Raw genomic sequence first — 17,054 nt, 5'->3', positions numbered from 1 at the left:
GCAACCGAGCCTCGACAACCGCCAGACCGAGGAGGCGCGATGAGCTTCACCGAGAAGGCAAAGAACAAGGTCGAGCAGATGGCCGGCGCCGCGAGGGAGCGCGTCGGCGATATGACCGACAACGAGTCGATGCGTGGTGCGGGCGCGAGCCAGCAGGGTGACGCGCGCGCCAAGCAGGCCGGGCAGAACACGAAGGATGCCGGCAGCAAGATCAAGGACGCTTTCAACAAGTGACCTGAGCGGTCGTCGGGTCCCCGGGCAGGTGCTGCCCGGGGACCCGACGCGTGTGGGCCGTTAGGGTCGGCGGCGTGACTGTGCTCCGTTCCCTGGTGTTGTTCGTGCTGGCCGCCCTGGCCGAGATCGGCGGCGCGTGGCTGGTCTGGCAGGGTTGGCGGGAGCAGCGCGGCCTGTGGTGGATCGCCGCCGGCGTGGTCGCGTTGGGCTGTTACGGCTTCGTGGCCACGTTCCAGCCGGACGCCAACTTCGGCCGCATCCTGGCCGCGTACGGCGGGGTGTTCGTGGCGGGTTCGTTGGCCTGGGCGATGGTGGTGGACGGTTTCCGCCCGGACCGCTGGGACCTGACCGGCGCGGCCCTGTGCCTGCTCGGCGTCGCGGTCATCATGTACGCCCCGCGTGGGGGTTCCGCCTGACCCGCGCGCGGGTGACCTCGCGGGCGGTGTGTCCCTGGAAGGCGACATACCTCAGAGTCATATTCATACCTCTGAGGTATGTCGCTTACCGGAGCGGCACCGCCCAAGCGGGCCTGAGACGTGCCCCCACGAGCCCTCGTGGGGCGCATGCGGGGGACAGTGAGGTGCTTTCGCGTCTGCGATGATCTGCGGCGTGATCCGAGCTGGGCTTCGCCCGTTTCTTGGCGTCGTGGTCGTGGCGGCCGTCCTCGGCAGTGCCGGGTGTGAAGCGTCCCGGGTGCCGCCCGCGGACCAGCCGGTCTTCGTCGGCTCGGCCGCCTCGTCGAGCCCATCCACGCCGTCCGTCGCCTCGTCGGTCGGTGTCCCGTCGGCTGGTGTCCCGTCTGCGCCGGCGGTTGCCTCGGTGCCGGGCGCGACGCCGACCGGGACCAGGGCGCCGGTGGTGGACCACGGGCCGCGGACCGGTAACAAGGTCGCGTTGACCTTCGACGCGGACATGACCGACGGGATGCTCGCCAACCTGCGCAGCGGCAAGGTTCGGTCGTACGCCAACCTGCGCATTCTGGACCTGCTGGAGCGCGAGCAGGTGCCGGCGACGTTCTTCCTGACCGGTAAGTGGGTGCAGCGGTATCCGGAGGTCACCCGGCGCATCGCTGGCAATCCGCGTTTCGAGCTGGCGAACCACACGTACGGGCACGCGGCGTTCACCGGGAACTGCTACGACCTGCCCACGAAGCCGGTGAACGAGTTGCGCGGCGACGTGGCGAAGACGTTCGAGGTGATCGAACCGTACGGGGGTCGGCAGACCCGGTACTTCCGTTTTCCAGGGCTCTGTCACGACGCGGCGGCGCTGGACGCGCTGGCCCCGCTCGGCGTGACGGTCGTCGACGGGGACGTGGTCAGCGGCGATCCGTTCGCGACCGCGTGGAAGCCGTTGGTGCGGGCGGTGGTGGACCACGCCCGCCCCGGGTCGGTGGTGATCATGCATGTGACCGAGGCGAACGCGGCGATGACCGATGAGGCGTTGCCGCACATCCTGGCCGGGCTGGCCGAGCGGGGGCTGGTGCCGGCCCCGCTGTCCGAGGTGCTGGCCGCCGGGTGAGTCGGCGGCCAGCACCTACGGTGGGTCAATCGTCGCGGTGGTCGTTCCACCACTGCTGGCCGCCCTCGGGCAGGGTGTCGATCGGGTCGTAGTAGGCGTAGCGCTTGTTGAGCGCCTCCAGGTCGGCGGACTCGATGGAGGTGCGGTAGTTCTTGGTCCAGTAGGAGATGCCGCGGTCACGGTCGTAGTCGGTGAGCATGTGCACCCAGCGCTTGCCGACGAAGGGCACGTCGCAGACGATCCGTGGGGTGGCGTAGCCGGGCAGGTAGCCCATGATGTCGTGCTGGAGCTGCTGGGCGTGCCAGACCGGGACGCGCCAGTGTTCGGCGTTGGGGATCATGTCGCACATGTAGAAGTAGTACGGCAGGATCCCGGCTTCGCCCTGCAGCGCGAAGCAGAGGTCGAGCAGTTCCGGGGTGGTGGCGTTGACGCCGCGCATGAGGACGCCCTGGTTGCGGACGTCGCGGACGCCGACATCGAGGGCGGTCTGGGCGGCCTTGGCGACCAGTGGGGTGAGCGACTGGGCGTGGTTGACGTGGGTGTGGATGGCGAGGTTGACGCCGCGGCGGGCGGCGGTGCGGGCGACGCGCTCCAGGCCCTCGACGACGTCGGGCTGCAGCCAGTGCTGGGGCAGGCCCATGAGGGCCTTGGTGGCGAGGCGGATGTCGCGGACCGTCTCCAGTTCCAGCAGGCGCATGAGGTACGACTCGAGGTTGCGCCACGGGACGTTGGCCACGTCGCCGCCGGAGACGACTACGTCGCGTACGCCGGGGTGGGCCTTGAGGTAGGCGATGTGGGCGTCGTAGCGGTCGACGGGCTTGAGGGTGAGTTTGAGCTTGTCGACGGCGGGGGTGGAGTTGCCGACCAGGTCCATGCGGGTGCAGTGGCCGCAGTACTGGGGGCAGGTGGAGAGCAGCTCGGCGAGGACCTTGGTGGGGTAGCGGTGGGTGAGACCTTCGGCGACCCACATGTCGTGCTCGTGCAGGCTGTCGCGGCTGGCGTAGGGGTGTGAGGGCCAGTCGGTGCGTCGGTCGGAGGCGACCGGGATCATGTAGCGGCGGATGGGGTCGGCGAGCAGCGCCTCGGTGGTCAGCGGCGTGAACGGCACCATCGTGTTGATCATTTGTGGCGGCACCAGCATGGACATGGTGGCCAGGGCCTTCTGGTCGGCCTCGAGGTCGGTGTAGAAGCTGTCGTCGACGAGGTCGCCGAAGACGGCGCGGAGCTGCTTGATGTTCTTGACGCAGTTGACGCGTTGCCACTGGGCGGATTCCCACTGGTCGCGGGTGACGGTGCGCCAGCCGGGGAAGCGGGTCCAGTCGGGTTCGACCAGGGGGCGGCGGTGGTATTCGTACGGCTGCCCGGCGGTCGGTACGGCGACCGGGGCGTGACGGGGTTGCGGGATGGTCTGGGTCACGGCCCCTCCTCGGTGGATCATCGAAGCTCGAAGGCTACTGGAAAATATTCGGTACAGAAACTAGTCTGCCGTAAGTTTTCCCGCTACGCGAGCCTTGACCGGGGCTTCGAGCGGCCGGACAGGGGAGGTCGGCGTGACGTCACCGGTGGGACTGCACCGCGTCGTGGAACCGGCGGGGGTGCTGCCGCAGGCGGCCTGGCGGCTGGACGCGTCCGCGGCGATCGCGCCGAACGAGGTGCGGATCCGGGTGGAGCGGCTGAACCTGGACGCGGCGAGTTTCCGGCAGTTGTCGGAGAAGCACGGCGGCGACGGGGCTGCCGTGCGCGCCGAGGTGCTGGAGATCATTTCCGCGCGGGGGAAGATGCAGAACCCGGTGACCGGCTCCGGCGGGATGCTGATCGGCACTGTCGAGGAGGCCGGTCGGCGGTCCCCGCTGGGACTCAAGGCCGGTGAGCGGGTCGCCACGCTGGTGTCGTTGACGTTGACGCCCCTGGTGATCACCGACGGGTTGGCGCGCTGGGACGGCCGCAGCGAGCAGGTGCCGTGTGACGGGTGGGCGATCCTGTTCGCGCGGTCCATCGCGGCGGTGCTGCCCGACGACGAGGATCCGCAGTTGTCCCTGGCCGTGCTGGACGTGTGCGGGGCGCCCGCGCTGACCGCCCGGGTGGTGTCGCGCCACGTCGAGGAGCGTCGGCGTAGCGGTGATCCGACGCCGGTGCGGGTCGCGGTGATCGGCGGGGCCGGCAAGAGCGGGTCGCTGTCTCTGGCGGCGGCGCGACGTGCGGGCGCCGCGCGTACCGTCGGGGTGGTTCCGGTGGCGGCGGAGCGGGACGCGCTGACGGACGCCGGGCTGGCGTCGGTGGTGGCGTTGGCCGACGCGCGCGACCCGGTGGGGTTGTCCATGGCGGTGACCACCGCGCTGGGCGCTCCGGCGGACGTGACTGTGGTGTGCGTGGACGTGCCGGGCTGTGAGCACGGGGCGGTGCTTTCCACCGCGGACGGCGGCACGGTGATCTTCTTCTCGATGGCGACGAGCTTCTCCGCGGCGGCGTTGGGCGCGGAGGGGTTGGCGGCGGACGTGACGATGCTGGTGGGCAACGGGTACGTGCCGGGGCACGCGGAGTTGGCGTTGGGGCTGTTGCGCGCCGAGCCGGGGGTGCGTCGGCTGTTCGCGGCGCGGATCGCGGCAGACTGAGGTCATGACGAACCCCTCGACGTTGTACCGCGGCGGCGTGCTGCACTGCCCCGCCGACCCGAGCGCGACCGCGCTGTTGGTGTCCGGTGGGCGGATTGCCTGGTTGGGCACCGACGGTGACGCGCCGCCGGCCGACCGGGTGGTGGACCTGGACGGGGCGCTGGTGACGCCGGCGTTCGTGGACGCGCACGTGCACGCCACCGACACCGGGTTGGCGCTGTCCGGGCTGGAGCTGTCCGGGGTGCGCTCGGCGGGGCAGTTGCTCGACGCGGTGGCCGGGTTCGCGGCGGGGTTGCCGACGGACGCGGTGGTGCTGGGGCACGGCTGGGACGAGTCCGGCTGGTCGGACAAGACGTTGCCGGACGCGGCGGCGTTGGACCGGGCGGCCGGTGGCCGGCGGGTGTACCTGTCGCAGGCGTCGATCCATTCGGCGTTGGTGTCGTCGGCGTTGCTGGCGGCGTGTCCGCAGGCGGCGCAGGCGGCCGGGTACGACGCGTCGGGCTGGTTGCGGCGCGACGCCCACCATGTGGTGCGGGCGGCGGCGCAGGGGTCGGTGACGCGGGCGCAGCGGGTCGCCGCGCAGCGGGTGGCGCTCGCGCACGCGGCGTCGCTGGGCATCGCGGCGGTGCACGAGTGCGGCGGTCCGGAGATCTCCGACGAGGAGGACTTCACCGGCCTGCTGGGCATCTCCGGGGCGGGGGTGCCGGAGGTGTACGGGTACTGGGGTGAGCTGGGTGGCGCGGCGCGGGCCCGGGAGTTGGGCGCGGTGGGCGCCGGGGGTGACCTGTTCGCGGACGGGGCGTTGGGGTCGCGCACGGCGCACGTGTCGCAGCCGTACGGCGACGGTGACGGCTGCGGGCACGGGTATCTCAGCGCCGAGCAGGTGCGTGATCACTTGCTGGACTGTGCGGCGCAGGGCCTGCAGGGCGGGTTCCACGCGATCGGGGACACCGCGATCGACACGGTGCTCGACGGGTTCGCGGCGGCGGCGGCGACGCTGGGTGTGGAGCGGCTGCGCGCGGCCCGGCACCGCATCGAGCACGCGGAGATCATGAACAAGCGGATGATCGCGCGGTTCGTGGAGTACGGGATCGTGGCGAGCATGCAGCCGGCGTTCGACCGGTTGTGGGGTGGGGCGGGCCGGATGTACGAGGCGCGGTTGGGGTTGGACCGGTCGTTGGAGTCGAACCCGATGGGTGCGATGCACTCGGTGGGTGTGGCGTTGGCGTTCGGGTCGGATTCGCCGGTGACGCCGCTGGACCCGTGGGGGTCGGTGCGGGCGGCGGCGGCGCACCACAACCCGGCGCAGCGGATGAGTGTGCGTTCGGCGTTCGCGGCGCACACCCGCGGTGGGTGGCGGGCGGTGCACCTGGACGTCGAGGGTGTCCTGGCGCTGGGTGCGCCGGCGACGTTCGCGGTGTGGTCGACGCCGGCGGGGGTGGAGCGGGGTCTGCCGGTGCTGGTGGCCGAGGACCCGGAGGTGCGGGGTCCGGACGATCCGACGCCGCTGCCGGTGTGCCGGCGGCTGGTGCTGCGTGGTGAGGTCATCTATGAGGAAGGGTCGTCGTGACCGGGAAACTTGACCTTGATCCGGTGTTGGTGGCGCGGGCGCGGGAGTTGGCGCGGCGGGCCGGGCAGCCGGTGGTCGACCTGGCCCGCAGCCACACGACGGTGTCGGTGGAGCGGGCGGTGCTGCGGTTGGCCGGGGTGAGCGGCGCCGACCCGGACGGCATTCCGTGGGTGAACCGGCTCGTGGACGCGGTCGTCGCGGACGTGGGGTTGGGGCACGGGGTGGCGGTGCCGGTGTTCGACGCCCTCGCTCGCGAGGGGATCACGGATGTGACGTTGCTGGCGCAGAAGGCCGCCGCCGGGTCGGTGCGGTTCGCGCTGCCCAGCGGTCGGTCGGCGACGGCGGCCCGGTCGGCGGCCCGCAAGGCGGTCGGCGCGGGTATCCGGCGGATCGACCGGCGGCGCGCGGAGCGCGAGCGCCTCGTCAAGCGGCACGGGGACCCGAAGCAGCGGCCGTGGATCTACCTGATCGTGGCGACGGGCGACATCTACGAGGACATTCCGCAGGCGCAGGCGGCTGCACGCGCCGGTGCGGACGTCATCGCGGTGATCCGCTCGACGGGGCAGTCGTTGCTGGACTACGTGCCCGAGGGCGCCACCCGGGAGGGCTTCGCCGGCACGTACGCCACGCAGGAGAATTTCCGGTTGATGCGCGCGGCGCTGGACGAGTCGTCGAAGGAGCTGGGCCGCTACGTGCGGCTGACGAACTACGCGTCGGGGTTGTGCATGCCGGAGATGGCGACCCTGGCCGGGTTGGAACGGCTCGACATGATGCTCAACGACTCGATGTACGGGATCCTGTTCCGCGACATCAACCCGGTCCGTACGTTCGTCGACCAGCGGTTCTCCCGGCAGGTGCACGCCCGCGCCGGGATCATCATCAACACCGGTGAGGACAACTACCTGACCACCGCCGACGCGGTCGACGAGGCGCACACGGTGACGGTGTCGCAGCTGCTCAACGAGTTCTTCGCGCACGAGGCGGGCCTGGCGGACTGGCAGTTGGGCCTGGGGCACGCGTTCGAGATCAACCCGGAGGTGCCGGAGTCGTTCCGGTTGGAGTTGGCGCACGCGTTGCTGGCGCGGGAGTTGTTCCCGGACGCGCCGTTGAAGTGGATGCCGCCGACCAAGCACATGACCGGTGACGTGTTCCGGGGCAATCTGCTCGACGGGTTCTTCAACCTGGCGGGCGCGCTGACCGGTCAGGGCATCCTGCTGGTGGGGATGATGACCGAGGCGGTGGTGACGCCGTGGTTGTCCGACCGGGACATCGCCCTGCAGAACGTGCGCTACGTGCTGGGTGCGGCCGGTGGGCTGCACGAGGACTTCGTGCCGGCGGCGGGCGGGTTCATCCGCCGGCGCGCCAACCAGGTCCTCGGTGAGGCTCTGGACCTGTTGGAGCGCATCGGGGAGCAGACGCTGCTCACCGCGATCGCGGAGGGCACGTTCGGCATCATGAAGCGGCCGGCGGACCGCGGCAAGGGTCTGGACGGGGTCGCCGCGCACGAGGCCGACTACTGCAACCCGGCCACCGACATCCTGGAGGCGGCGGCGTCGTGAGCGAGCGCAGCGAGAGAACCGGCCAGCACAGCAGCCACGCGCTCGCGCCGTCGCGAAGCGACGGCGTGAGTAAGCAGATCGTGCGTCCGTACGGGGACACCACCGGCGACGGGATGGTGCAGGTGTCGTTCACCCTGCCGGTGGCCCACGACAAGCGGGCCGAGGGCGCGGCGGTGCAGCTGGCCAACAAGATGGGCATCGACCCGGCGATGGTGGTGCACGCCAAGCCGATGGGTGACGGATTCACGTTCTTCGTCGTGTACGGGCGGGTCAACCACCTCGTCGACGTCGACGCGGTGCAGGTGGTGGAACGGGACTTCCCGCTGCTGTCGGCCAAGGAGGTCAACACGGTCGTCAAGCAGCGGCTGCGCCGCAAGCTGTCGGTGGTCGGGGCGTGCATCGGCACCGACGCGCACACCGTGGGCATCGACGCGATCCTCAACGTCAAGGGCATCGCGGGCGAGAAGGGCCTGGAGTACTACCGGGAGTTGAAGGTCACCAACATGGGCGCGCAGGTCAGCGTGCCGGAGCTGGTGGAGGCCGCCCGGGTGGAGAAGGCCGACGCGGTGCTCGTGTCGCAGGTCGTCACCCAACGCGACGCGCACCTGCACAACACGCGGGAGATGTCGGCGGCGTTCCGGGAGGCCATGCCGGCGGGTAAACGGCCCCTGTTGATCGTCGGCGGCCCCCGGTTCGACGAGTCGATGACCGACGAGTTGGGCGTGGACCGGATCTTCGGTCGGGGGACCACGCCCGGCGAGGTGGCCAGCTACCTCGTGCACGCCCTGATCACGCAGCGGAAGGCGATGGCATGACCGACACCAGGCTCGGGTTGACGGTGACGCACCGGCGGTACGTGCCGTACGCGCACGCCCACTACGCCGGCAACCTCGTCGACGGGGCGTACGCCCTCGGGTTGTTCGGCGACGTCGCCACGGAGGTGTGTATCCGCACGGACGGCGACGAGGGCCTGTTCGCCGGGTACTCCGACGTGCGGTTCACCGCGCCGATCCGCGCCGGTGACGTGGTGGAGGTGACCGCCCAGGTGTCCCGGGTGGGCAGTCGCAGCCGCACCCTGGAGTTGAGCTGCACGGTGGTGTGTCGGGGTCGCCCGGACCGCTCCGCGTCCGCCGCCGAGGTCCTGGACCCGCCGATCGTCGCGGTCACGGCGACCGGCACCGTGGTCGTACCCGCCGCATCAGTGAGTCGCGAGGAGTGAGCCGGGGTTGCGAGCCCCGCAGTCGCGAACAGGGAAACTCGTGACCCTGGCGGTCTGCGCGGACGTCGGCTCGACGTACACCAAGGCGGCCGTGGTGGACCTGGCCGCGGGTGTCCTCGTCGGCGCGGCGGCCGCGCCCACCACGGTGGGCAGCGACGTGCTGCACGGCCTGGACGCCGCCGTCGCGGCGGCCACCGCCGGGCTCGGGGCGCGGGACGTGCCGTGGTACGTCTGCTCGTCGGCCGGTGGTGGGTTGCGGCTGGCCGTGCTCGGCTACGAGGCGTTGGTGACCGCGCAGGCGGGCCGGCGGGTCGGGTTGTCGGCCGGCGCGCACGTGGTGCACGTGGCGGCCGGTCGGCTCGGCGCCGCCGACCTGACGGCGTTGCGGGCGGCCCGGCCGGACGTGGTGCTGCTCGTGGGCGGCACCGACGGCGGCGACGCCGACACGATCACCCACAACGCCACCCGCCTGGCCCGGGCCCGCTGGCGGGTGCCGGTCGTCCTGGCCGGCAACACCGACGTCCGTGCCGAGTTGACCGGGCTGTTGGAGACCGCCGGGGTGCCGGTGACCGGTGCGGACAACGTGCTGCCCCGCATCGGGGTGCTCGCCCCGGCGTCGGCGCGCGCGGCGATCCGCGCGGTGTTCCTGCGCCACGTCATCGGCGGCAAACGACTGTCCAGGGGCACCCGGTTCGCGCGGCTGGTGCGGGCGGCCACGCCCGACGCGGTCCTCACCGGCGTGGAGGTGCTCGCCGACACCATCGGTGGGGACCTCGCCGTCGTCGACGTGGGTGGGGCCACCACCGACGTGTACTCGGTCCTCACGCCCGACGAGCGGGCCACCGGGCCGGGCCGGGAGGTCGCGGGCAGTCTGTGGCGGGCCCGCACCGTCGAGGGCGATCTGGGCATGCGGTGGAGCGCCCCCGGCGTGGTGCGCGCCGCCGCCGAGGAGCGGCTGCTCGGCGCCGACGAGGCCGACGGCCTGGCCGTCGCGGCCGACCGGCGGGCCGCCGACCCGGCGTTCCTGGCCGCCGACGACGTCGAGCGGGCCGTGGACGCGCGGATCGCCACGCTCGCGGCGACGGTGGCGTTGCGCCGGCACGCCCGGGGCGCCGCCACCGGCGAGCGGGCCGGGCGGGACCTGCGCGACGTGCGGCTGCTGGTGGGCTCCGGTGGGGTGCTGCGGCACGCGCCCGCCGACGCGTCCGGGCAGGTCCTGGCGGCGGTCCTGGCCGATCACGCGGGCGGGTGGGCGCTGCCGCGCGCCGCCCGCGCGGTCGTCGACGTCGACTACGTGCTGGCCGCCGGTGGGTTGCTCGCCGAGGAGCACCGGACGGCCGCGGGGGCGCTGCTGCGCCACCATCTGAGCACGCAGTGAGACACGCCGACCCGACACGCCGTGGCGCAACACACGACAGGCCGGGGGTGGGTTGACAGGAGGCGGGGTGCAGCACGTACCGTCTTTGAGTCCTACCACGGGAAGCGGCTGTTGTTCGCTTCGTCCCTTCGTCCGCTGGCCGAGCGACATTTTCAGCGTCATCGTCGCGGCGGCCAGGTCCAGCGGGCGGGGGTCGGCGGGGCGGCGCGAACCGGTCGCGGTTACCGGTGTACGGGCAGGGTGAGGTGCACGGCCAGTAGACAACGGCCCGGCGGGGGCAGCCAGTCAACCGCCTGGTCGGTCCGAAGGTCGGCGTGCCCCATCCTCGCCGCACCGGCCGGGGAGGGCCTGGGAGCATCGGGGCGCGGCGCAAGCCGCGCCCCGATTTCATACCCCCACTTCACTCGCGCGCCGATCTGGCAGGTTCGGTCGTCGACATGAGCGGGAACGCCCCTTGCGTCGACGACCGAAAGTGCAAGATCGCGGAGCAGGGGTCGGGCGGGCCCCTCATCGCGGGCCGATGCGGCCGGTGGGGGCGACGGCCGGGTAGCCTTCGCCGGGTGATCGAGGTGAAGCAGCGGTGACGACCCTGGACCGCGACGAGAGCCACGCCCCCACGGCGATCAGCGCGCCGGTCGCCGTGGCTCGGCCACTGCCGCTGCGCGTCGCCGCGCCGATGGCGGTCGCCGCCGGGCTGGCCCTGCTGCTGGCGTTCCCGCCGTACGGTGTGTGGCCCCTCGCGCCGGTCGGCGTGGCGCTGCTGGCCGCCGCCGCCCACCGACGCCGGTTGCGCGCCGGCGCCGGCGTGGGCTTCCTCACCGGAGTGGCACTGTTCGCGCCGCTGCTGGCCTGGACGAACCTGCACACCGGCTACCTGCCGTGGGTGCTGCTGTCGCTGCTGCAGGCCGGCTACCTGGCGCTGCTCGGGGCCGCCACCGCCTGGGTGTCACCACTGGCCGACCGGAGCCGCTGGGCGTTGCCGGCGCTGACCGGGCTGCTGTGGGTGGGGCAGGAGGCGCTGCGCGACCGTACGCCGTTCGGCGGGTTCCCGTGGGGCCGGCTCGCGTTCACCCAGGACGACTCGCCGCTGCTGCGCCTGGCCGCCCTCGGCGGCGCGCCGCTGGTCACCTTCGCGGTGGCGGTCGTCGGCGGGCTGCTGGTCACCGCCGGCTGGCACGCCTGGGCCACCCTGCGCCCCACCAGCCGCACCGACACCGACCCGACCGGTGCCCTCGGCGACACCGACGCGACCAGCCACCCCCGTGACACCAGCGACATCGAACCGGCCACCCGGCCCAGCGGCGCCGGGTCGGCGCGGCGGTGGACGCCGGTGGCCGTGCCGGCCGTCGCCGCAGTCGCGCTGGCCGGGGCGGGTCTGCTGGTGCCGCTGGCCGCCGCCGGGTCGGGCGCGCCCGTCACCGTGGCCATCGTGCAGGGCAACGTGCCGCGCCTCGGGCTGGACTTCAACGCCCAACGCCAGGCGGTGCTCAACAACCACGTCGACGCGACCCTGGAGCTGGCCGCGCGGGTCGCCTCCGGCGCGGAGCGGCAACCCGACCTGGTGGTGTGGCCGGAGAACTCCAGCGACATCGACCCGCTGCGCAACCCCGCCGCCGGGGCCCGCATCTCCCAGGCCGCCGACACGATCCGCGCGCCCATCCTGGTCGGCGCGGTGCTGCTCGGCCCCGGCCCGGGGCAGGTCCGCAACGCGGGCATCCTGTGGCGGCCCGACACCGGCGCGGACATGGCGCAGCTCTACACCAAACGCCACCCGGTGCCGTTCGCCGAGTACGTGCCGCTGCGCGACATCGCCCGCATGGTCAGCGACAAGGTCGACCTGATCCGCAGCGACTTCGTGCCCGGCAGCACACCGGGCGTGGTACGCGCCGGCCCGGCCGTGCTCGGCGACGTCATCTGCTTCGAGGTCGCCTACGACGAGGTGGTCCGCGACACCGTCACCGGCGGCGCGCAGCTGCTGGTGGTGCAGACCAACAACGCCACCTTCGACGAGGCGGAGGCCCGCCAGCAGCTGGCCATGGTGCGGCTGCGGGCGGTGGAGCACGGCCGGCCGGCGTTGATGGCCTCCACGGTCGGGGTGTCCGGGTTCGTCGCCCCCGATGGGCGGGTAAGCGACGCCACCGGGTTCAACACCCGGGAGGTCGTGGTGCGGCAGCTACGGCTCGACAGCGGGCGTACCCTCGCCACCCGCCTCGGCTGGTGGCCGGAGCTGGCCCTCGCCGGGCTGGCCGTGGCAGCCCTGGCCGGAGCGGGCGTGCTGCGCCGACGGCAGCGGGTCATGCCCGGATAGCAACAGCCGGTACGCCGGCGGGAGCGGAGGAACCGTGATCCAGGCGACCGATACGATCCGGCGTCCGGACGACGTGCCCGGCCTGGGTCGGGTGCTCGTGGTGATCCCCACCTACAACGAGGCCGACAACGTCGCGGCGATCGTGGGGCGGGTCCGCCGGGCCGCCCCCGCCGTGCAGATCCTCATCGCCGACGACAACAGCCCCGACGGCACCGGCGCGATCGCCGACGCGCTCGCCGACGGCGACCCGCACGTGCAGGTGCTGCACCGCGAGGGCAAGCAGGGCCTCGGCGCCGCGTACCTGGCCGGGTTCGGGTGGGCGCGCGAGCGCGGCTACCACGCGGTGGTGGAGATGGACGCCGACGGCTCACACGCCCCCGAGGACCTGCCGGCGCTGCTGGACGCCGCCCGCGACGCCGACGTGGTGATCGGGTCGCGGTGGACCAGCGGCGCGCAGGTCGTGAACTGGCCGCTGCGGCGGCTGCTGCTGTCGCGCTGCGGCAACCTGTACGCGCGCCTGGCGCTGGGCATGCCGGTGTCGGACGCCACCGGCGGGTACCGGGTGTACCGGATCAGCGCCCTGGACGCCATCGACCTGGAGTCGGTGTGCTCGCAGGGCTACTCGTTCCAGGTGGAGCTGTCGCGGCTCGCCCACCGGGCCGGGGTGCGGATCGTGGAGGTGCCGATCACGTTCGCCGAGCGGGAACGCGGCGACAGCAAGATGAGCCCGCGCATCGTCGCCGAGGCGCTGTGGCGGATCACCCGCTGGGGTGTGCAGGACCGGCGGCAGGCCGTACGCCGCGGCCTGCACGGCACCCCCACGGGTCAGGTGCGGTGGCCGTGAGCGCGGCCGTGTCATGCTGGATGTGCGGTACGTGTCGGTGTGCCGCGGATTGGCGATGAGGTGAGATGCGCCGAGGACTGAGGTTCGTGCCGATCGCCCTGCTGCTGGCGGTGGTGCTGGAGTTGGCGGTGTTCGTCCTGGTGGGGCGGGCGGTGGGGTTCGGCGCGGCGGTGCTGCTGGTGTTCGCCGCGTCGCTGCTGGGGCTGGTGCTGCTGCGCCGGGAGGGAATGCGCGCCTGGCGCGGGTTCCGCACCGCCGCGCAAGCCGGGCAGCCACCGGGGCGGCAGGTGACCGACGGGCTCGTCGGGTTGGCCGGCGCGCTGCTGCTGGCGGCGCCGGGTCTTCTCAGCGGTCTGGCCGGGTTGTTGCTGATGGTGCCGCCGGTGCGTCGCCTGGCCCGCTCCGGGGTGCAACGCACCGCCGAGCGGCGGGTGTCGTCGATGGTCGCCGGTGACCTGTTCGGGCCGCGTACGGTGCGGGTGCGCCAGGGCGCGCCGCAGCCGACGCCGCGTCCGGAGCCGGAGCAGCCGGTGGCCGTCGACGGTGGCCGGGCCATCGAGGGTGAGATCGTCGAGATCGTCGAGCCGGGCCGCAACTGAGCGCACACATGACGGCGCCCCCGGGGAATCCCCGGGGGCGCCGTGTCGTGCGGGTGCGGCTCAGGCGCGGCCGCGGCGGGTCCGAACCTCCTGGAGACGTTCGGCGAGGATGTCCTCGAGCTCAGCGATCGAGCGCCGCTCCAGCAGCATGTCCCAGTGGGTACGCGGCGGCTTGGCCTTCTTCTGCTCCGGCTCGCTGCCGTCGACGAGTCGGGCGACGCTGCCGTCGAACTTGCATTCCCAGGTCGTCGGGACCTCGGCGTCGACGGCGAACGGCACCTCGAACTGGTGGCCCTTGGCACAGAGGTACTCGCGGGTCTGACGCGGCGCGAGCTCCGTGTTGCGGTCGGATTCGTAGCTGACCGCGCCCAGGCGGCTTCCGCGCAGCATACGCTCGCCCATGATCGACTTCCCCTCGTTCGTGGTGCTGGTCTTCTGGGTGTAACGGTGCTTTCCCGTCGCCCCATTCCCGCCCGAGGGCGTGAGGCGTCCACGGGTGAGCCGGACCCAAGGGTAGCCGGCTGAGACGGTGACGCCACGGCGGTGGCGTGTCGCGACTGCCACCGGGGATGTTAACCGCCCGGACAAGGTCAAGGTTGCGCCGGCTGCGCACCCCGATCGGAAGCGCCCGCACCGCCGGGTGCGGCGGCGCCCAGGCGAGCCAGCGCCAACGCCAGGTCGCTGACCTGGTCGCCGAGCTGCGCCACCCGCCGCTGCGCCACGTCACGGTCGGCCTCGGCGGCGTCGAGCCGTACCGTCAGGGCGGTCAGCCGGCCCTCGGCGGTGGCCGCGGCCTGCCGCGCGGCGGTCAGGTCGGCGGTGAGGGCGTCGCGCTGCGCGGCCGTGGCGGTCAGCTCCGCGCGCAGCCGGGCGGCCAGCTCGGCGGCCTCCTGCCGGGCGTCGTCGGCTTCGGCGGCGGCGACCTGGGCGCGGTCACGGGCCCGGTCGGCCTGTTCCCGGGCCCGGGCCGCGTCGGCGGCCTCGGCGCGGGTCCGCGCGGCGTCGGCGCGGGCCTGGTCGATCTGGCGGCGTACGTCCTGCACCTCGGCCTGCCACCGTCCGGCCCGCTCGGTCGCCTCGGCGGCGGCCCGGCTGGCCCGCTCGGCGTCGGTGCGCGCCGCGTCCCGCTCGACGGTCAGGTCGGCCGCGCGCTGCCGCTCGGTGTCGCGCTGCGCCCGCAGGTCACGCACCTCGTTGCGGGCCTGGTCCCGGTCCCGTTCGGCCTGGGCGCGCAGCGCCTCGGCGGCGCTGACGTCGTGCCGCGCCTGATCACGGGCGGCCTCGGCGTGCTGCGCCCGTTCGTCGGCCGCGGTGGCCTGGCGCGCCGCCTGCTCGGCGCGCTGGCGGGCGTCGTCGGCCTCGGCGCGGGCCGCGCGGGCCTGCTCGCGGGCGCGCGCCGCGTCGGCCGCCGCAGCCTCGGCGTCGTCGCGGGCCTCGTCGCGTTCGGTCTGCGCCGCCGCGATCTCGGTGGCGGCCTCCGCGCGGGCCTGCGCGAGTTGCCGCTGCACACCCCCGGGGGACAGCTCGGCGTGCAACGCCTCGGTCAACGTCTCGACGATCTGGTCGAGACGGTCCACCGCCTCCCAGGTGCGGGCCACCTGACCGGGCAGGCCGGGCGCGTTGCGGTGGCGCATCCGGCTGTTGCGCGAGGCGCGCTGGCAGGCGCCGTCGTTGTCGCGGCAGTAGCGAAACGGCCGGCCCGCGCCGACACGCTGCGGCACCGGTCGTCCACAGTGGGCGCACGGGCGGGTTTCGGTGGGGGTGAGCGGGGCGTCCATCGAGGGCGAAGTCTAGTGCCGGCCGCTTAGCTCGCGGCCCGGGCGGTCGTGTCCAGGGTGTAGCGGCGTTGCAGCAGCAGCGCGGCGAGCATCGCCGCCGCGGGCAGCAGCCCGAAGCCGTAGCGGACCGCCGCGAGCGCCGCGTCCGGCTGCACCGGCGACTCGCCCGCCGACGACGCCACGAAACCACCCACGGCCAGGCACAGCGCGTACGCGTAGGGGCCGAGGGCCGCGCCGGTGGCCTCGGTGGCCGTCCACACCCCGGTGTAGGTCCCCGCGCCCGTCGCAGCACCGGCGCCGGTGTCAGCCGCGGCCGCGCGGATCACGTCGGGCAGCATCGAGAACGGCAGCAGCTGCATGCCGGCGAACGCCACCCCGAGCACCGCCACCGCCGCCACCAGCACCGGCAGGCCCGCCGGGCGACCCACCGCCAGCACCAGCGACCCGGCCGCGAACGCGCCCTGCGCGCCGAGCAGCGCCCGCTGCTTGCCGACACGGCGGGCCAGCAGCAGCCAACCGGGAGTGACCAGCAGCGCCGGCGCGACGAACGCGGCCACCAGCACCGTGGTCAGGCCGGGAGCGCGCAGCTCGTACTCGGCGTAGTAGGGCACCCCGGCCAGGACCAGGTGGGTGGTCGTGGACATGGCCAGGTAGGCGGCGACCAGCCAGCGGAACTGCGCGTCGCGCAGGGCGGTGCGCAACGCCCGCCACCCGCCGTGGCCTGCCGTCGTGGTGCTCGCCGCGGCGCCGCGCAGTCGGGCGATGCCGGCCACGCCGACGAGCATGGCGGCGAGCATCCCGACGGCCAGGACCACGCCCATGCGCTGGTAGCCGGCGCGGGTCGCGGCGTCGCCGCCGGTCACCAGTGGGGCCAGCAGCCCGGAGGCCAGGATGCCGAGGGTCAGCACGACCATCCGGAACGCCATCAGCCGGGTGCGTTCGTCGTAGCCGATGCGCAGGTCGGCCGGGGTAGCCAGGTAGGGGACCTGGTAGGCGGCGAAGAGCAGGTTGCCGGCGACGAAGAACACGGCCACCCACGCGGCGGCCGGCACGCCGGTCAGGCCGCCGGGCACGGCGAAGAGCGCGGCGAACGCGACCGGCAGGGCGCAGCCGAGCAGCAGCAGCCGCCGCCGGTCGCCCCGGCGGGCCTGCGCGACGTCGGCGCGGTGCCCGATCCAGGGGTGCAGCAGCACGTCGGCGATCTTCGGCAGCAGCAGCGCGAGGCCGGCCAGCCACGGCCCGACGGCCAGCACGTCGGTGAGGAAGTAGAGCAGCAGCAGGCCGGGCACGGTCACCCAGACGCCCATGCCGAGCGAGCCGGCCGCGAAGCCGGCCAGGGGGCCGCGGGGCAGTGTCGCGTCGGTGGCGGCCGCGGGCCGCCGGTCGAGCCCGGTCATCGCCGCATCCTCTCCGCAATCCAACAGTTGCTGGATTC

General features: G+C 73.4%; 16 protein-coding genes. 12 read left to right on the top strand and 4 right to left on the bottom strand.

Features of this window, described 5'->3' with window-relative positions; all coding sequences use genetic code 11:
• Nucleotides 1-39 precede the first annotated feature (39 nt).
• The 3 genes from ABZT87_RS26630 to ABZT87_RS26620 all read left to right on the top strand — a co-directional run bounded on the left by ABZT87_RS26630 (nucleotide 40) and on the right by ABZT87_RS26620 (nucleotide 1,752).
• Nucleotides 40-234, top strand: coding sequence for a CsbD family protein (locus ABZT87_RS26630; RefSeq protein WP_354862191.1), 195 nt, complete (start codon nucleotides 40-42; stop codon nucleotides 232-234).
• A 74-nt stretch (nucleotides 235-308) separates the two neighbouring features.
• The gene (locus tag ABZT87_RS26625; protein ID WP_355138978.1) at nucleotides 309-650 is read left to right on the top strand and encodes a YnfA family protein; all 342 of its coding nucleotides are present in this window, start codon (nucleotides 309-311) and stop codon (nucleotides 648-650) included.
• Nucleotides 651-1,053: 403 nt separating this feature from the next.
• Nucleotides 1,054-1,752, top strand: coding sequence for a polysaccharide deacetylase family protein (locus ABZT87_RS26620; protein ID WP_355138976.1), 699 nt, complete (start codon nucleotides 1,054-1,056; stop codon nucleotides 1,750-1,752).
• Between the two features lie 25 nt (nucleotides 1,753-1,777).
• Here the strand turns inward: ABZT87_RS26620 and ABZT87_RS26615 are convergent, their stop codons facing one another.
• Entirely contained in the window at nucleotides 1,778-3,190 is a 1,413-nt protein-coding gene (locus ABZT87_RS26615) for a lysine 2,3-aminomutase (RefSeq protein WP_355138974.1), read from the bottom strand.
• Nucleotides 3,191-3,314: 124 nt separating this feature from the next.
• Between ABZT87_RS26615 and ABZT87_RS26610 the strand changes: the two genes are divergently transcribed.
• The 9 genes from ABZT87_RS26610 (at nucleotide 3,315) to ABZT87_RS26570 (ending at nucleotide 13,841) form a co-directional block, all read left to right on the top strand.
• Nucleotides 3,315-4,364 carry a zinc-binding alcohol dehydrogenase gene (locus tag ABZT87_RS26610; protein WP_355139085.1) on the top strand — a complete coding sequence of 350 codons (1,050 nt, stop codon included), beginning with the start codon at nucleotides 3,315-3,317 and terminating at the stop codon, nucleotides 4,362-4,364.
• Nucleotides 4,365-4,368: 4 nt separating this feature from the next.
• Nucleotides 4,369-5,934, top strand: coding sequence for an amidohydrolase (locus ABZT87_RS26605; RefSeq protein WP_355138972.1), 1,566 nt, complete (start codon nucleotides 4,369-4,371; stop codon nucleotides 5,932-5,934).
• A complete protein-coding gene (locus ABZT87_RS26600; RefSeq protein ID WP_355138970.1) occupies nucleotides 5,931-7,493 on the top strand; it encodes a lysine 5,6-aminomutase subunit alpha in 1,563 nt (520 codons plus the stop codon). Before ABZT87_RS26605 ends, ABZT87_RS26600 begins: the two co-directional genes overlap by 4 nt.
• Nucleotides 7,494-7,558: 65 nt before the next feature.
• Entirely contained in the window at nucleotides 7,559-8,308 is a 750-nt protein-coding gene (locus tag ABZT87_RS26595; protein WP_355068852.1) for an OAM dimerization domain-containing protein, read from the top strand.
• On the top strand, nucleotides 8,305-8,712 hold the full coding sequence (locus ABZT87_RS26590) for a hotdog domain-containing protein (protein WP_355068854.1): 408 nt from the start codon (nucleotides 8,305-8,307) through the stop codon (nucleotides 8,710-8,712). Before ABZT87_RS26595 ends, ABZT87_RS26590 begins: the two co-directional genes overlap by 4 nt.
• Nucleotides 8,713-8,752: 40 nt before the next feature.
• Nucleotides 8,753-10,090 carry a glutamate mutase L gene (locus ABZT87_RS26585; protein WP_355138968.1) on the top strand — a complete coding sequence of 446 codons (1,338 nt, stop codon included), beginning with the start codon at nucleotides 8,753-8,755 and terminating at the stop codon, nucleotides 10,088-10,090.
• A gap of 676 nt (nucleotides 10,091-10,766) precedes the next feature.
• Entirely contained in the window at nucleotides 10,767-12,398 is a 1,632-nt protein-coding gene (gene lnt, locus ABZT87_RS26580) for an apolipoprotein N-acyltransferase (protein WP_355139083.1), read from the top strand.
• 34 nt (nucleotides 12,399-12,432) lie between these two features.
• Nucleotides 12,433-13,242: a polyprenol monophosphomannose synthase gene (locus tag ABZT87_RS26575; RefSeq protein ID WP_355138966.1), complete on the top strand. Its 810-nt coding sequence runs from the start codon at nucleotides 12,433-12,435 to the stop codon at nucleotides 13,240-13,242.
• 65 nt (nucleotides 13,243-13,307) lie between these two features.
• The gene (locus tag ABZT87_RS26570; RefSeq protein ID WP_355138964.1) at nucleotides 13,308-13,841 is read left to right on the top strand and encodes an FxsA family protein; all 534 of its coding nucleotides are present in this window, start codon (nucleotides 13,308-13,310) and stop codon (nucleotides 13,839-13,841) included.
• A gap of 60 nt (nucleotides 13,842-13,901) precedes the next feature.
• Here ABZT87_RS26570 and ABZT87_RS26565 read toward each other — a convergent pair whose 3' ends face one another.
• The 3 genes from ABZT87_RS26565 to ABZT87_RS26555 form a co-directional block, all read right to left on the bottom strand.
• Complete coding sequence (locus ABZT87_RS26565; protein ID WP_046564157.1) at nucleotides 13,902-14,243, bottom strand: RNA polymerase-binding protein RbpA; 342 nt, start codon at nucleotides 14,241-14,243, stop codon at nucleotides 13,902-13,904.
• Nucleotides 14,244-14,431: 188 nt separating this feature from the next.
• The gene (locus ABZT87_RS26560) at nucleotides 14,432-15,619 is read right to left on the bottom strand and encodes a hypothetical protein (RefSeq protein WP_355138962.1); all 1,188 of its coding nucleotides are present in this window, start codon (nucleotides 15,617-15,619) and stop codon (nucleotides 14,432-14,434) included.
• A gap of 26 nt (nucleotides 15,620-15,645) precedes the next feature.
• A complete protein-coding gene (locus ABZT87_RS26555) occupies nucleotides 15,646-17,016 on the bottom strand; it encodes an MFS transporter (protein WP_355138960.1) in 1,371 nt (456 codons plus the stop codon).
• Nucleotides 17,017-17,054 lie beyond the last annotated feature (38 nt).

Source organism: Micromonospora sp. NPDC005237 (assembly GCF_040607775.1).
Taxonomy (GTDB): Bacteria; Actinomycetota; Actinomycetes; order Mycobacteriales; family Micromonosporaceae; genus Micromonospora.
Note: the sequence above shows the minus strand (reverse complement) of the source record. Positions and strands in the feature narration are given on the sequence as shown.

What these genes read in the sequence shown, in the direction of transcription:
- ABZT87_RS26605 (WP_355138972.1), top strand. Translation starts at nt 4,369, where the DNA reads ATGACGAACCCCTCGACGTTGTACCGCGGCGGCGTGCTGCACTGCCCC.
- lnt (WP_355139083.1), top strand. Translation starts at nt 10,767, where the DNA reads ATGGCGGTCGCCGCCGGGCTGGCCCTGCTGCTGGCGTTCCCGCCGTAC.
- ABZT87_RS26630 (WP_354862191.1), top strand. Translation starts at nt 40, where the DNA reads ATGAGCTTCACCGAGAAGGCAAAGAACAAGGTCGAGCAGATGGCCGGC.
- ABZT87_RS26565 (WP_046564157.1), bottom strand. Translation starts at nt 14,243, where the DNA reads ATGGGCGAGCGTATGCTGCGCGGAAGCCGCCTGGGCGCGGTCAGCTAC.
- ABZT87_RS26615 (WP_355138974.1), bottom strand. Translation starts at nt 3,190, where the DNA reads ATGATCCACCGAGGAGGGGCCGTGACCCAGACCATCCCGCAACCCCGT.
- ABZT87_RS26560 (WP_355138962.1), bottom strand. Translation starts at nt 15,619, where the DNA reads ATGGACGCCCCGCTCACCCCCACCGAAACCCGCCCGTGCGCCCACTGT.
- ABZT87_RS26570 (WP_355138964.1), top strand. Translation starts at nt 13,308, where the DNA reads ATGCGCCGAGGACTGAGGTTCGTGCCGATCGCCCTGCTGCTGGCGGTG.
- ABZT87_RS26555 (WP_355138960.1), bottom strand. Translation starts at nt 17,016, where the DNA reads ATGACCGGGCTCGACCGGCGGCCCGCGGCCGCCACCGACGCGACACTG.
- ABZT87_RS26590 (WP_355068854.1), top strand. Translation starts at nt 8,305, where the DNA reads ATGACCGACACCAGGCTCGGGTTGACGGTGACGCACCGGCGGTACGTG.